The organism is Pseudomonas sp. CCOS 191 (assembly GCF_001007005.1).
GTDB lineage: Bacteria > Pseudomonadota > Gammaproteobacteria > Pseudomonadales > Pseudomonadaceae > Aquipseudomonas > Aquipseudomonas soli.
Genome location: NZ_LN847264.1, coordinates 1,993,646 through 2,007,674, shown reverse-complemented (window position 1 = coordinate 2,007,674; position 14,029 = coordinate 1,993,646). Strand labels below are relative to the sequence as shown.

The 14,029-nt window shown below is 64.1% G+C and carries 12 protein-coding genes; 4 read left to right on the top strand and 8 right to left on the bottom strand.

What is annotated here, in order from left to right; genetic code table 11:
- Positions 1 to 9: 9 nt before the first annotated feature.
- A complete protein-coding gene (locus CCOS191_RS09045; protein WP_046857722.1) occupies positions 10 to 1,416 on the bottom strand; it encodes a transglycosylase SLT domain-containing protein in 1,407 nt (468 codons plus the stop codon).
- 158 nt (positions 1,417 to 1,574) lie between these two features.
- Here CCOS191_RS09045 and CCOS191_RS09040 point away from each other — a divergent pair, with 158 nt between their 5' ends.
- From CCOS191_RS09040 to CCOS191_RS09030, 3 genes are all read left to right on the top strand, one after another.
- Positions 1,575 to 2,381 carry a TatD family hydrolase gene (locus CCOS191_RS09040; protein WP_046854897.1) on the top strand — a complete coding sequence of 269 codons (807 nt, stop codon included), beginning with the start codon at positions 1,575 to 1,577 and terminating at the stop codon, positions 2,379 to 2,381.
- A gap of 86 nt (positions 2,382 to 2,467) precedes the next feature.
- Complete coding sequence (locus tag CCOS191_RS09035) at positions 2,468 to 3,946, top strand: methyl-accepting chemotaxis protein (RefSeq protein WP_046854896.1); 1,479 nt, start codon at positions 2,468 to 2,470, stop codon at positions 3,944 to 3,946.
- 91 nt (positions 3,947 to 4,037) lie between these two features.
- Complete coding sequence (locus CCOS191_RS09030) at positions 4,038 to 4,406, top strand: Mpo1-like protein (protein ID WP_046854895.1); 369 nt, start codon at positions 4,038 to 4,040, stop codon at positions 4,404 to 4,406.
- Positions 4,407 to 4,497: 91 nt separating this feature from the next.
- Here CCOS191_RS09030 and CCOS191_RS09025 read toward each other — a convergent pair whose 3' ends face one another.
- The 3 genes from CCOS191_RS09025 to CCOS191_RS09015 form a co-directional block, all read right to left on the bottom strand.
- Positions 4,498 to 5,295, bottom strand: a complete 798-nt coding sequence (locus CCOS191_RS09025; RefSeq protein ID WP_046854894.1) for an acyl-CoA thioesterase — start codon at positions 5,293 to 5,295, stop codon at positions 4,498 to 4,500.
- Between the two features lie 83 nt (positions 5,296 to 5,378).
- Positions 5,379 to 6,146 carry a CHAD domain-containing protein gene (locus CCOS191_RS09020; protein WP_046854893.1) on the bottom strand — a complete coding sequence of 256 codons (768 nt, stop codon included), beginning with the start codon at positions 6,144 to 6,146 and terminating at the stop codon, positions 5,379 to 5,381.
- Positions 6,147 to 6,160: 14 nt separating this feature from the next.
- Positions 6,161 to 6,439: a hypothetical protein gene (locus tag CCOS191_RS09015; RefSeq protein WP_046854892.1), complete on the bottom strand. Its 279-nt coding sequence runs from the start codon at positions 6,437 to 6,439 to the stop codon at positions 6,161 to 6,163.
- 158 nt (positions 6,440 to 6,597) lie between these two features.
- Here CCOS191_RS09015 and CCOS191_RS09010 point away from each other — a divergent pair, with 158 nt between their 5' ends.
- On the top strand, positions 6,598 to 7,641 hold the full coding sequence (locus CCOS191_RS09010) for a patatin-like phospholipase family protein (RefSeq protein WP_046854891.1): 1,044 nt from the start codon (positions 6,598 to 6,600) through the stop codon (positions 7,639 to 7,641).
- A 78-nt stretch (positions 7,642 to 7,719) separates the two neighbouring features.
- Here the strand turns inward: CCOS191_RS09010 and CCOS191_RS09005 are convergent, their stop codons facing one another.
- The 4 genes from CCOS191_RS09005 to clpX form a co-directional block, all read right to left on the bottom strand.
- Positions 7,720 to 9,579, bottom strand: a complete 1,860-nt coding sequence (locus CCOS191_RS09005) for a SurA N-terminal domain-containing protein (protein ID WP_046854890.1) — start codon at positions 9,577 to 9,579, stop codon at positions 7,720 to 7,722.
- A 180-nt stretch (positions 9,580 to 9,759) separates the two neighbouring features.
- Positions 9,760 to 10,032 (bottom strand): HU family DNA-binding protein, encoded by a 273-nt coding sequence (locus tag CCOS191_RS09000; protein WP_023629739.1) that lies wholly within the window; start codon positions 10,030 to 10,032, stop codon positions 9,760 to 9,762.
- 153 nt (positions 10,033 to 10,185) lie between these two features.
- Complete coding sequence (gene lon / locus CCOS191_RS08995) at positions 10,186 to 12,582, bottom strand: endopeptidase La (protein ID WP_046854889.1); 2,397 nt, start codon at positions 12,580 to 12,582, stop codon at positions 10,186 to 10,188.
- A 153-nt stretch (positions 12,583 to 12,735) separates the two neighbouring features.
- The gene (gene clpX / locus CCOS191_RS08990) at positions 12,736 to 14,019 is read right to left on the bottom strand and encodes an ATP-dependent Clp protease ATP-binding subunit ClpX (RefSeq protein ID WP_031314790.1); all 1,284 of its coding nucleotides are present in this window, start codon (positions 14,017 to 14,019) and stop codon (positions 12,736 to 12,738) included.
- Between the last annotated feature and the right edge of the window lie 10 nt (positions 14,020 to 14,029).

Genomic DNA, 14,029 nt, shown 5'->3' with positions numbered 1-14,029 from the left:
TAGATTTAATTAGCGCTTGGCCACCCGCTCCAGGGAGGCGCGCTCGCGGTTGAACGCAAGGTAGTACTTGTTGACGCTGTTGACGAAGTTCACCGGCCCCATGCCCACCTGCTCCATGGCAATGCGCTCGGTCTGGAAGAACCACTGGTTGCCATTGAGCCCCCGTCGCCGGGCTTCGGCGCGCATGGCCTGGACCCGCTCCGGCCCAAGGTTGTAGGCGGCCAGGATGAACGCCATGCGCTCGCGCTCGTTGAGCTGGGGGCTGGCGAAGAACTTGCGGCGGATCAGCGCCAGGTAGCGGGCGCTGGCCTGGACGTTGCCATCCACCGTGGCGGTGTTGCTCACGCCTACCCGCTGGGCCGCCGACGGCGTGATCTGCATCAGCCCGTGGGCACCGCCGGTGCCGCGCGCCTTGGGATCGAGGGTGGACTCCTTGAACGCCAGGGCGGCCAGGTTGAGCCAGTCGAACTGCTGGTCGCCACCATGTTTCTGCAGCACCGGGCGCAACGCGGCCAGGCGTTGGCGGTCCTGGCGGGCCAATGGATTGTGCACCCGGTATTGGCGCCGGTAGATACGCTCGAACGCCGCGTCCTGGTTGTCGGGCGCGCGGTAGGTGACCAGGAAGCGGTCCACCGCCGTGCGCAACATCGGCGCATCCTTGCGCAGATACCAGCGCATGGCCTGGGGCGGAGCCAGCTGCAGCTTGCTGTCGACCCGCAGGCGCGGCATCACCCGCGCCCAGCGCTGGGCGATGGGACGCTCCACCACGGTCAGCGGGTAGATGCCCGCCTGGACCATCTCCAGCACATCCTCCACCGCCAGCGTCGGGTCAACCCACTCCACCTTGATCGGTGCCCGCTTGCGCAGCGCCAACTGCTGGTTGATCGCCTCGATCGCAGGCCCCGCGGCACTGGCGGTGGTCAGGGCGATGGTGCGCCCGGACAGCTGTTCGGCACGGTTGTAGCCGCGCTCGCCCTTGCGCCCGACCAGTTGCAGGGGAACCTGGTCGAGCACCGGGGCGCTGGCCTCGACGCCGCGCACCAGGCCGGGGTCAAGCAGTTCACCGGGCGCGGCAAGATCGCCCTCGCCGCGCTGCAGCGCACCGAGTAACTGCTCCTTGGCGCGGGGGATGATCTTCAGGGTGATTTCCTGGCCGTCGGCGACCCGGGCATTGAGGGCGTGCTCCAGGGCACGCAGGCGGTAGTACTCGATCCCGACCGGTTCACCCTTTACCTCGCCGGAACTGTTGCGGCTCTGGTTGACCAGCACCCGCAGCACCTTGCTCGAGCGGATCTGCGCCAGGTCCCGGGTCTGGCTGGCAGGCACATGCTGCTGCGGCCCCGCTTCGCCGGCAGCGACCGGCCCGGCGGCCAGCAACCCGGACAGCAACAGGCTGGTGAAAAAGGTTCGCACCATGGCGGTAAGGGTCCGAGGGCGGTTGGCAGGCACCATGCGCTGTGATCGATCCGTGATAAATGACCGCAACAGACCACGGCAAACGTTTGAAGTTCTTGGTTTTTTCGCGATATCGCGGTTTTTGCTATGCTGGCCGCCCCGCGGCAAGAGGTAGCACCATGCAACTGATCGATATCGGCGTCAACCTGACCAACAGCAGTTTCCGCGACCAGCAGGCCGCTATCGTCGAGCGTGCCGTGGAAGCCGGCGTGGCACAGATGGTCCTCACCGGCACCAGTCTGGATGTCAGCGCCGAAGCGCTGGAACTGTGCCAACGCCTGGACGAGCCTGGCCAGCGTCTGTTCAGTACTGCCGGCGTGCACCCCCACGATGTCAGCCACTGGAGCGCTAACAGCGAACGTCAGCTGCGCGAACTGCTCGCCCAGCCGCGGGTCGTGGCCGTGGGCGAATGCGGCCTGGACTTCAACCGCGACTTCTCCCCACGCCCCGCCCAGGAAAAGGCCCTGGAGGCGCAGCTGGCGCTGGCGGTAGAGTTGCGCCTGCCGGTGTTCCTTCACGAGCGCGAGGCGAGCGAGCGCCTGCTGGCGATCCTCAGGAGCTACCGCGACCACCTGAGCGCGGCAGTGGTGCACTGCTTCACCGGTGAACGCCAGGCACTGTTCGCCTACCTCGACATGGACCTGCACATCGGTATCACCGGCTGGATCTGCGACGAGCGCCGTGGCACCCACCTGCACCCGCTGGTCGGCAACATCCCGGAAGGCCGCCTGATGCTGGAAAGCGACGCGCCCTACCTGCTGCCACGAAGCCTCAGGCCCAAGCCGAAGAACGGCCGCAACGAGCCCGCGTTCCTCCCCGAAGTGCTCCGCGAGGTGGCGCTGCACCGCGGCGAAACGATGGAACACACCGCCGCCCACACCAGCGCCTGCGCCCGCGCGTTCTTCGGCCTGCCTGAGGTTTCTTGACGCATATCAACGAGGTCCCTGGCCTTGGCGGGCACAATGATGGCACCTTGCCAATAATGTTTCCGCCAACTCAGAGAAGACCTACCATGGGTGCCTGGCTTAGCAACGTTTCCCTCAAATACAAGTTCTGGGCCGTCAACGCAGTGGCCTTCGTCACCACGCTGATGCTGGTGCTCTATGCCGTGCACCTGGAGCAGCAGGCCCGCGCCAGCGGCGCCCAGGCGCAAGCGCAGGCCCAGGCCGAACTGCTCGCGGCCTGGCCCGCCGGGCAGGCGCTGCCCACGCAGGCCAACCTGATCACCTGGCGCAACGGCCAGACTCCGCAGTTTGCCGGCGAACCACTCGAGGCCCTGCGCGATGCCCAGGGCTGGGTCGAGCTGCCCAGTGCCTGGATCCTCGGCGACAACCCGCTGCGCGGCGCCCAGGTGCTGCGCCGGGACGAGCAGCACATCGCCGTGCTTGCCCAGTCCCCCAGCCTGCGCCAGGTCTATTTCGACCGCTTCAGCAACTATGCCGTGTGCGTGCTGATCCTGATGCTGGCGATGCTGTGCGCCTCGCAGCTGCTGATCCGCTTCCTGCTCAGCCAGCTCAACACCCTCAAGGACGTGATGTTGCACGTGGAAAAAACCGGCGACCTCTCGGCCCGGGTACCGCTGGCCTGTGGCGACGAAGTCGGCCAGATGGCCGGTGCGTTCAACGCCATGCAGACCACTTACCACCGCGTGGTCAGCACCGTGGCGCGCACCGCCGCGCAGCTCGACTCGGGCGCCGCGCGCCTGGCCGGCAGCATGGACGAGGTGCGTCACGGCATGATCGGCCAGCAGAGCGAGACCGACCAGGCGGCCACCGCGATCAACGAGATGACCGCCACGGTGCACCATATCGCCCAGCACGCCGGTGCCACCCGCGACCTGTCGCAGACCGCCGACACCCTGGCCGGCAGCGGCCAGGCCGTGGTCAGCCGCGTGCAGGACTCGATTGCCGGGCTATCCAGCGGTGTGCAGCAGACTGCCGAGATGATCCGCCAGCTGGCTGACGACAGCCAGAAGATCAATGGCGTGGTGGGGGTCATCCACAGCATTGCCGAACAGACCAACCTGCTTGCCCTCAACGCCGCCATCGAGGCCGCCCGGGCCGGCGACCTGGGCCGGGGCTTCGCCGTGGTCGCCGACGAAGTGCGCAACCTGGCCAAGCGTGTGCAGACCTCCACCGACGAGATCACCACCATGGTCGCCGACCTGCAGGCCGGCACCCGCGACGCAGTGGATTTCATGCAGGAAAGCTCGTACAAGGCCGACGATTGCGTCAAGCAGGCGCGCGAGGCCGGCGAGGCCCTGGCCGAGATCACCAGCGCCGTGGCGCAGATGCGCGAAAGCAACACCCAGATCGCCGTGGCCGCCGAGCAGCAGAGCCAGGTGGCCGAGGAGATGAACCGCGCCGTCGTCAGTATCCGCGACGTGACCGAAGAGACCGTGCAGCAGACCGTGGGCTCGGCCACCACCAGCAGCGAACTGGCGACCCTCGCCGGCGAACTGAACAAGGCCATCGGCCAGCTCAAGCTCTGACCCTCACTGGCTATGGTCACCATAGCCAGCCTCGATTGGCCCCCATGCGGGGGCCGCACTAAGCTTTGCACAGGCCCCCGAGGATCTGTCCATGAGCAAACGACTGCCCAACCTGCCCGCCTGGCAATGGCGCGGCTACCACCACAATCACCGCCACCCCACCAACCTGGTGCTGCATCTGATCGCCGTGCCGCTGTTCATCCTGGGCGCGCTGCTGGTGTTGTCGGGGCTGTTCGGGCTGGACCTGTCGCAGATCGCCGTGGGCGTCATCGCGTTGGTGGCCGGGCTCGGCCTGCAACGCCAGGGGCACCGCCTGGAAGCCGAGCAGCCCGAGCCTTTCGCCAATCGCCAGGATGCCGTGCAGCGGCTGCTCACCGAGCAGTTCATCACCTTCCCGCGCTTCGTGCTGAGCGGCGCCTGGTGGCGGGCCTGGCGCGAGCGGCACAAGCATCGTCACTGACCGAAAGCATCGCGGGGCAAGCCCGCTCCCACAAGCGCCATTGAGCGCCGTGGGAGCGGGCTTGCCCCGCGATTGACTTGATGAAGATGGCTCAGGCGAACACGGTCACCGTCTGCCGGCTCAACGCCAGCAACTCCCCTTCGGCCGTCCACAACGCAGCGGCCGCATGCCCATAGCCATCCCGGGCATACTCGGTCTCGACCACATAGCGGCACCAGTCGAGGGTCGACAGCGGCGGCGTGGGCTGCACGAACTCGATCGTCCAGGTCAGCGTGCTACCGGCTGCGGGCTGCTTGAGATATGGCAGCAGACTGGGCGGCCAGGCATCGACCAGCGCCAGCAGGTGCGCCACCCCGACCGGCTCCTCGGCGACATCACGCAGGCGTACCCAACCGCCCATATGCCGTGAGTCGTTGCCACTGAACGGCAGGCCGCCCACCGCCCAGCGAAACGCCACGTGCTGCATGAACTCCGGTGTAATGCCCTTGATGAAGGGCAGCTCCGGTGCCGCCTCCTGCAGCGGCTTCATCGGCATCGCGGCTGGCGCGTCGACCGCCACCACGGAAGGACGACCGGCACCGAAACTGCCCTGCACCAGGGTCACCACCTGGCCATCCTGCACGGCGCGTCCCAGCAAGGTGCTGACCGCCTTGCCCTCGCGCAGCACCTCAACCTCCAGGCTGATCGGCACATCCGGTGCCGCCGGGCCGACGAAGGTGATGGCCAGCGAACGCACCGGGCGGTTGTCGCCGAGCTTCTGGCGCATCGCTTCGTGCACCATCGCCGCCATCAGGCCGCCGAACACCGCCCGCCCCTGGGCCCAGCCAGCCGGCACGCTGACCGCCTCGGGGTGAGCGCGCGCGGCTGTCAGCAATTCTGTGAAGTTCATGTGCCAGGGCTCCTGCGCGAAAAGAACCGATAGTAACCAGCGATCACGCCAGCCACAGCCCGCATTTCGGTCATTTGCCGGGACTAACGGCGCGCCAGGGCTTTTTGCAATGCCTTGAGAGTCAGATCCGAGCGCCCCTCGGCAGCATGCAGCTCATGCTCCCAGGCCACCTTGCAGCCCGCCAGGTCGCTGTGCTCACGCACCTGCAGCAACCACTGCACGCGGTCATGCCAGTCGCCAAGATCGCCTTGCGCCTTCTTCAACAGACGCTGCAGCTTCTTGCCGGCATGCTCGAGTTGCGGGTAGGCCTCGTCCCCATAGCGAACGCGCTTGATCAGCAGGCGCAGACGATGCCGATCATGGGCCGGATCATCCAGCGCCTTGGCCAGCTTGCGCCATTGCTTCTCCAGGCGCTTGTCGATGCGCCTGCGCATGGCTTGCATCAAGCCTTCGCGGTCGGCAGCACGCAAGAACAGCGGGAAGGCGTCGAGAATCGCCAGTACCCGAGTAAGCTGGGCACTGGACGCGACGCCGGCAAAGGTCCGTGCCCTTCCCTCCTGGCGACGCTCGCCGGCCTGCACATGACCGCGCCCGACCAGTTGCGCGGCCAGCACTTCACGGTCGCGCAACGGCGTGGTGAGCGTGCCCAGTGCCCCCGCTGCTTCCTCCAACTGCTCGACACCCGGCAAGCCACGCAAGGGCCGCAACAGGCTACGCAGCCGCCGCAGGGTGGTGCGCAGGTCGTGCAGCGCCTCGCTGTCGGTATCGGCAACGAGACGCTCGCGGCAGGCCAGCATCCCCACCTGCAGGGCCAGGACCCTGGAAACCACATGGTCGATCATGCTCGGCATGTGACGCTCCTCACTCAACGCCCGGCGCGAGACTCACGAATGTAGAAACGCGCCTTCTCGGCCTTGCGGGTGCAACCTTCAAAGCCTTCGAACTGCTGCTGGGTCTTGGCACCGGTCAGCAGCGACAACGCCTTGGAATAACTCACGGTGCCGGCAAAGCCTTCGGCCTTGGCCAGGTCCAGTTCCTTCCAGGCGGCATCGAGCTGGGTCGCGCAACTGTCGCGATAGGCCGTCTTGCCCGCGCAGCCGGCCAGGGCCAGGGCAATCAGAGGAAGGGTGATCCAGGCTTTCATCGGTAATACCTCGAGGGTGAAAAACTAAAGTGGCCATTCGACGGCACAGCAAACGAAAAGTGCCCTGCTCAGCGTAGTTCAGCGCGGGCTACATTGAAGCACAGGTGCCATTAGGTGCATTGTTGGACCATGGTTGCACAGCTGCAGGGGGAATAGTCATGGGCAAACGCGTGGCATTGGTACTGGGCTCCGGTGGCGCCCGAGGGTATGCGCACATCGGTGTGATCGAGGAAATCGAACGGCGCGGCTACGAGATCGCCTGCATCGCCGGTTGCTCCATGGGCGCGGTGATCGGCGGCATCTACGCCGCCGGCAAGCTCGACGAGTACCGCAGCTGGATCGAGAGCCTGGACTACCTCGACGTGCTGCGCCTGGTCGATGTCAGCTTTCGCCTGGGCGCCATTCGTGGCGACAAGGTGTTCGGGCAAATCCGCAAGATCGTCGGCGAGATCAACATCGAGCAGTTGCGCATTCCCTACACGGCAGTCGCCACCGACCTGACCAACCAGCAGGAAATATGGTTCCAGGAGGGCTGCCTGCACCAGGCCATGCGCGCCTCGGCGGCCATCCCCAGCCTGTTCACCCCGGTGGTGCAAGGCAATCGCATGCTGGTCGATGGCGGCATTCTCAATCCGCTGCCGATCGTCCCGGTGGTGTCCAGCCACTGCGACCTGATCATCGCCGTCAACCTCAACGCAACCAACCAGATGCAGTATCAGTTGCCGGTGATCGAACGTCCGGCGGCGTTCAAGATGCGTTTCGACGCCTTGATCAGCTCGCTGGGGTCGCGCCTGCCGTTCCGGCGCAAGCCGGCCGAACAGCTGATCCGCCTGGAGCAGGAGATCGTCGCCGAAGGGCTCGCCGCATCCAACCCCTGGCTGGGCGAGAGCGCCGAACCGCAAGGCCAGCAGCCGGCGGCGGCGCCGCAGAGCGAAGGCGCGCCCAAGTCGGCCACCGGCTCGTTCATCGTCGACAACGTCGGCCCGGCGTCCTTGCTGGACCTGATCAACCAGAGTTTCGAAGTGATGCAGACGTCGTTGGCGCAGTACAAGATCGCCGGGTATCCGCCGGATGTGCTGATCAACGTTCCCAAGCGGGTATGCCGCTTCTTCGAGTTCTACAAGGCGCCGGAGCTGATCGCCCTGGGGCGGGAGATTGCCCGGGACACGCTGGACAATCATGAAGGGGTTCGGCGCTCCTGAGGCCATCGCGATGGCGCCATCAAGCACAAAAACGAAACAGGCCGCATTAAGCGGCCTGTTTCGCGATCAGCACACGACTCAGTAGCGGGTGATGTCGGCACTGCCTTCCAGCAGCTTGCGATAGGCCGCGAAGTCCTGCGAACCGGCACGCGATGCGAGGTAGCGACGGATCTGCGCTTTCTCTTCATCGGTGGCGGCGGCACCTTCGTTGACGCCCTTCAACTGCAGGACCACCAGGCTGCCATCGCCCAACACCACGCTGCCGTAGACCGGCTTGTCCTTGGCCGCTGGCTTGCCGAGGCGGAACACCGCCTGCAGCTCGGCCGGATCGATGCCGTCCTGGCCACGAGTGACCGCTTCATGGAGCTTCCAGCCCTGACCTTCGGCCTTGACCGAGCCATCGCGCAGGCCGGCGATCAGTTTGTCGGCCTTGGCCTTGAGTTCGGCAATCGCCTTCTCCTTGGCCAGGTGCTCGCTGATGTTCTTGGCCACGGCCTCCAACGGCAGCTGCTCGGGCTTGCGGTGCTCCTTGACGCGCACGACCACCACGGTTTCCGGGTCGAGTTCGATGGCGTTGCTGTTGGCGCCCTCTTCCAGCACCTGCTCGCTGAACGCGGCCTGGATCACCGCACGGTTGGCAGTGATGCCTTCGCCGCCCTCGCGACCGAAGGCCGCGGAAGTGTGTACCTTCAGGCCCAGGTCCTGGGCCGGCTGGGCCAGGTCGGAAGCTTCGAAGGCGGTGTCTTCGAGCTGCTTGGTGGCCTCGACGAAGCGCTGCTCCACCTGCTGGGTCTTCAGCTCGTGGGTCAGTTTGTCCTTCAGGCTGGCGAAGCTCGGTACGTCCGGCGCCTGCACGCCCAGCAGCTTGATCAGGTGGTAGCCGAACTCGGTGCGCACCGGTGCCGATACCTGGTCCTTGTTCAGCTTGTACAGCGCGTCCTCGAAGGCCGGGTCGTACACGCCAGGGCCAGCGAAGCCGAGGTCACCACCGGTGTTGGCCGAACCCGGGTCCTGGGAGAATTCCTTGGCCAGCTTGGCGAAGTCCTCCCCCTTGTCCAGGCGCTGCTGGATCTCTTCGATGCGGGCCTTGGCCTTGGCATCGTCAGTCTTGTCGCTGACCTCGATCAGGATGTGCGCGGCATGGCGCTGCTCGCCCAGATTGGCGATTTCCTTCTCGTACAGGGCCTTGAGCTCGCCGTCGTCGACCTTGACCTGGTCGAAGAAGGCCGACTTCTTCAGCTCGAGGTAATCGATGACCACTTGATCCGGGGTCATGAATTCCTTGGCGTGCTGGTCGTAGTGCGCCTTGACCTCGTCATCGCTCACCTTGACCGCGGCCGGATCGGCCTTGAAGGTCTGCGAGGCGAAATCACGGGTCTGCTTCTCGAGGCGGGCGAAGGCCTCGACCTGCTTGTCGGTGACGAAGCTGCTGCCGGCAAGGCCGGTGCGCAGTTGGCCGATGAGCATTTCCTGGGCGAGCATCTCGCGGAACTGCATGCGGCCGTAGCCCATCTGGCGGATGACCGAATCGAAGCGCTCGGCGCTGAACTTGCCATCGACCTGGAATTCAGGCGTCTGCAGGATCAGCTGATCCAGCGCGGCCTCGGAAAAAGCGAACTTGGCGTCTTCGGCACCCTGCAACAGCAGCTTGCGATCGATCAGCCCCTTGAGCGCGGCTTCGCGCAGCATCTTCTCGTCCAGCAGCGCAGGGTCGAAATCCTTGCCCAACTGTTGCATCAGCTGGCGGCGCTGCATGTCCACGGCCTGGCTCAGCTCGTTCTGGCTGATGGTCTGGCCGTTCACCTTGGCGGCGTCCTGGCTATGGCTGGCGGCCTGGAAAATGGCCTCGAAACCGGTCAACGCCATCAGTACGACGATGAGGCCGATGATGGTCTTGGCAATCCAACCTTGTGAATTGTCCCTGATATTCTGCAGCATGCGTCCCCCAGAAACGGCTGTACCACTGCGTCGACAACCGCGGAGCGTGGGTAGAATCCTGATAGAAGAAAGGCGCATCCAGTGGATGCGCCTTTTCGAAGCGAGCGTGCCAGCGGGAACGTTTGCGACCCGCCGTCACGCGGTCGGCCCTGGCGACGCCCGGGCCGGCTGAAAGACGACTTAGTTGACGGCGTCTTTCAGGCCCTTGCCAGCTTTGAAGCCAGGAACCTTGGCGGCAGCGATCTTGATCGCCTTGCCGGTTTGCGGGTTACGGCCGGTGCGCTCTGCGCGCTCCTTGACCGAGAAGGTGCCGAAGCCAACCAGGACAACATCGTCACCGGCTTTCAGGGCGCCTTGAACGGATTCGATCACTGCGTCCAGCGCACGGCCGGCTACAGCTTTCGGGATGTCAGCGGATGCGGCGATAGCGTCAATCAGTTCCGACTTGTTCACTCTAAGTCCCCTTATTTCTCTATTGAGTTTGTTTCTAAGTATGTAATGAAAAGCTTATGAAACGAGCGCTGGGTGGCCTGTTGACACTGGCGTGCCGCTTTATAGCAAGGGGCCGAAAATGCTGTCAACCAAAGCCCTCCAGCGAAATACGTACTAGTGCGTGCTGATTCTTTCCTTAGCATCGCCGTCGCGCTTCTCATCTTTCGCGACAATCTCCGGAGCCACATCTGGCAAGGGCTCCGGGGCGTATTGCAGCGCAATTTGGAGGACTTCGTCAATCCATTTGACCGGTTTGATCTGAAGATCCTGTTTGATGTTTTCCGGAATCTCCTTCAAGTCGCGAACATTCTCTTCCGGAATGATCACCGTCTTGATGCCGCCACGGTGTGCCGCCAGGAGTTTTTCCTTGAGCCCGCCAATGGCCAGAACCTGGCCACGCAAGGTGATCTCACCGGTCATCGCCACATCGGCGCGAACCGGGATCTGGGTCAGGGCCGACACCAGCGCGGTGCACATGCCGATACCGGCGCTCGGGCCATCCTTGGGCGTGGCACCTTCGGGCATGTGGATGTGAACATCGCGCTTCTCGTGGAAGTCTGCAGCGATCCCCAGGCTTTGAGCGCGGCTGCGCACCACCGTCTGCGCGGCAGTGATCGACTCGACCATGACGTCGCCGAGCGAACCGGTCTTGATCAATTGCCCCTTGCCGGGAATGACCACAGCCTCGATGGTCAGCAGTTCGCCACCCACCTGGGTCCATGCAAGGCCGGTGACCTGGCCGATCTGATCCTGCTGCTCGGCCAGGCCGTAGCGGAATTTGCGCACGCCCAGCAACTGCTCGAGCTGCTCGCCGGTCACCTTGACCTTCACCTGCTTGGCGCCGGTGTGCTCCTTGACCACTTTGCGGCAGACCTTGGCGATCTGGCGCTCCAGGCCACGCACGCCCGCCTCGCGGGTGTAGTAGCGAATGATGTCGCGGATGGCCGAGACGTCGACCTCCAGTTCATCCTTTTTCAAACCATTGGCCTTGACCTGCTTGGGCACCAGGTACTTGACCGCGATGTTGATCTTCTCGTCCTCGGTGTAGCCCGGCAGGCGGATGACTTCCATGCGGTCAAGCAGCGCCGGCGGGATGTTCATCGAGTTCGAGGTGCACAGGAACATCACGTCCGAGAGGTCGTAGTCGACCTCCAGGTAGTGGTCGTTGAAGTTGTGGTTCTGCTCGGGGTCGAGCACCTCCAGCAACGCCGAAGCCGGGTCACCACGCATGTCGCTGCCCATCTTGTCGATCTCGTCGAGCAGGAACAGCGGATTGCGTACACCGACCTTGGTCATTTTCTGAATCAGACGACCGGGCATCGAACCGATGTAGGTACGACGGTGGCCACGGATCTCGGCCTCGTCACGCACGCCCCCCAGGGCCATGCGCACGAACTTGCGGTTGGTGGCGGCGGCGATCGACTCGGCCAGCGAGGTCTTGCCCACGCCAGGTGGACCGACCAGGCACAGCACCGGGCCGCGGATCTTCTTCACCCGCTTCTGCACGGCGAGATACTCGAGGATGCGCTCCTTGACCTCTTCCAGGCCATAGTGGTCCGCGTCGAGGATCTCCTCGGCCTTGGTCAGGTCCAGGCGCACCTTGCTCTGGGCCTTCCACGGCACCTGCACCAGCCAGTCGAGGTACGAGCGCACCACGGTGGCTTCGGCCGACATCGGCGACATCTGCTTGAGCTTGTTCAGCTCGGCCTGGGCCTTGGCCAGGGCGTCCTTGGGCAGGCCCGCGGCGTCGATGCGCTTTTTCAGCTCCTCGACTTCGTTGTGGCCTTCGTCGCCATCGCCAAGCTCCTTCTGAATGGCCTTCATCTGCTCATTCAGGTAGTACTCGCGCTGGCTGCGCTCCATCTGCTTCTTCACGCGACCGCGAATGCGTTTCTCGACCTGCAGCAGGTCGATCTCGGCATCGAGCAGCGCCAGTACGTGCTCGACACGCGCCTGCAGCTCGACGATCTCGAGGATCTCCTGCTTCTGCTCGATCTTCAACGCCATGTGCGCGGCCATGGTATCGACCAGGCGTCCAGGCTCCTCGATGCTGTTGAGCGAGGACAACACTTCGGCCGGGACTTTCTTGCCCAGTTGCACGTATTGCTCGAACTGCGACAGCAAGGTGCGCACGAAGACCTCGGACTCGCGCTCGGCGGTCTCGACTTCGTCGATCAGGCTGACTTCGGCACGGATATGGCCATCGACTTCGTTGAAGCGCTCGACAGCGCCACGCTGCTCACCCTCGACCAGCACCTTGACGGTGCCATCGGGCAGCTTGAGCAGTTGCAGCACGGTGGCGACGGTGCCCACGCGATACAGGGCGTCTTCGCCTGGATCGTCGTCGGCAGGATTCTTCTGGGCCAGCAGGAGGATCTGCTTCTCGCCCGTCATCGCGGCCTCGAGGGCCTCGATGGACTTCTCACGCCCCACGAACAGTGGGATGACCATGTGCGGATAGACGACAACGTCGCGCAATGGCAAAAGAGGCAAGTCGAGGGTGGTCTTCATGATTTCGCCTCTACAGCGGCCATGTGGCCGGAAACCGTTGGAAATGGTGCTTGGGGCTAATGTGGGGGCAGCCCTGGGAAATTACAAGCGCCCAGGCCATGAAATGCAAAAAGGGGCCAAAAAGGCCCCTTCCTGTCGCTACCCCGTTCCCGATCAGGCGTCGGGAGCGGCCTTGGCTTGCGGCTCGCTGTTCTCGTAGATCAGCAGCGGCTGCGAAGAGCCTTCGATGACGCTTTCGTCGATCACCACCTTGCTGACATCCTTCTGCGAAGGGATCTCGTACATGGTGTCGAGCAGCACGCCCTCGAGGATCGAACGCAGGCCACGGGCGCCGGTCTTGCGCTCCAGAGCCTTGCGCGCGACGGCCTTGAGCGCATCGCTGCGGAACTCGAGGTCGACGCTTTCCATCTCGAACAGCTTGGCGTATTGCTTGGTCAGTGCGTTCTTCGGCTCGGTGAGGATCTGCATCAGCGCAGCCTCGTCCAGCTCGTCCAGCGTCGCCAGAACCGGCAGACGGCCGACGAACTCCGGAATCAGGCCGAACTTGACCAGATCGTCCGGCTCGACCTCACGCAGCGACTCGCCGACCTTCTTGCCCTCTTCCTTGCTGCGCACTTCGGCACTGAAGCCGATGCCGCCCTTGGTGGAGCGGTTCTGGATGACCTTTTCCAGGCCAGAGAACGCGCCACCGCAGATGAACAGGATGTTGCGGGTATCGACCTGCAGGAACTCCTGTTGTGGGTGCTTGCGACCGCCTTGCGGCGGTACCGAGGCTACGGTGCCCTCGATCAGCTTCAACAGCGCCTGCTGCACGCCCTCGCCCGAAACGTCACGGGTGATGGACGGGTTGTCCGACTTGCGCGAGATCTTGTCGATCTCGTCGATGTAGACAATGCCCATCTGGGCCTTTTCCACGTCGTAGTCGCACTTCTGCAGCAGTTTCTGAATGATGTTCTCGACGTCCTCACCCACATAACCGGCTTCGGTCAGGGTGGTGGCATCGGCAATGGTGAACGGTACGTTCAGCAGGCGCGCGAGTGTCTCGGCCAGCAGCGTCTTGCCCGAGCCGGTCGGCCCGATCAGCAGGATGTTGCTCTTGCCCAGTTCGACTTCGTCGCCCTTCTTGTCACGCTGGTTCAGGCGCTTGTAGTGGTTGTACACCGCTACTGCCAGCACCTTTTTCGCGCGTTCCTGACCAATGACGTACTGGTCCAGGATACCGCTGATTTCTTTCGGCGAGGGTAGCTTGTGCGCGTTGCTCTCGGCCTGGGCTTCCTGCACCTCCTCACGGATGATGTCGTTGCACAGGTCGACGCACTCGTCGCAGATAAATACCGAGGGGCCGGCAATCAACTTGCGCACTTCGTGCTGGCTTTTGCCGCAGAAGGAGCAATAGAGCAATTTGCCGTTGTCCTCGCCGTTACGGGTGTCAGTCATTCGATCGATC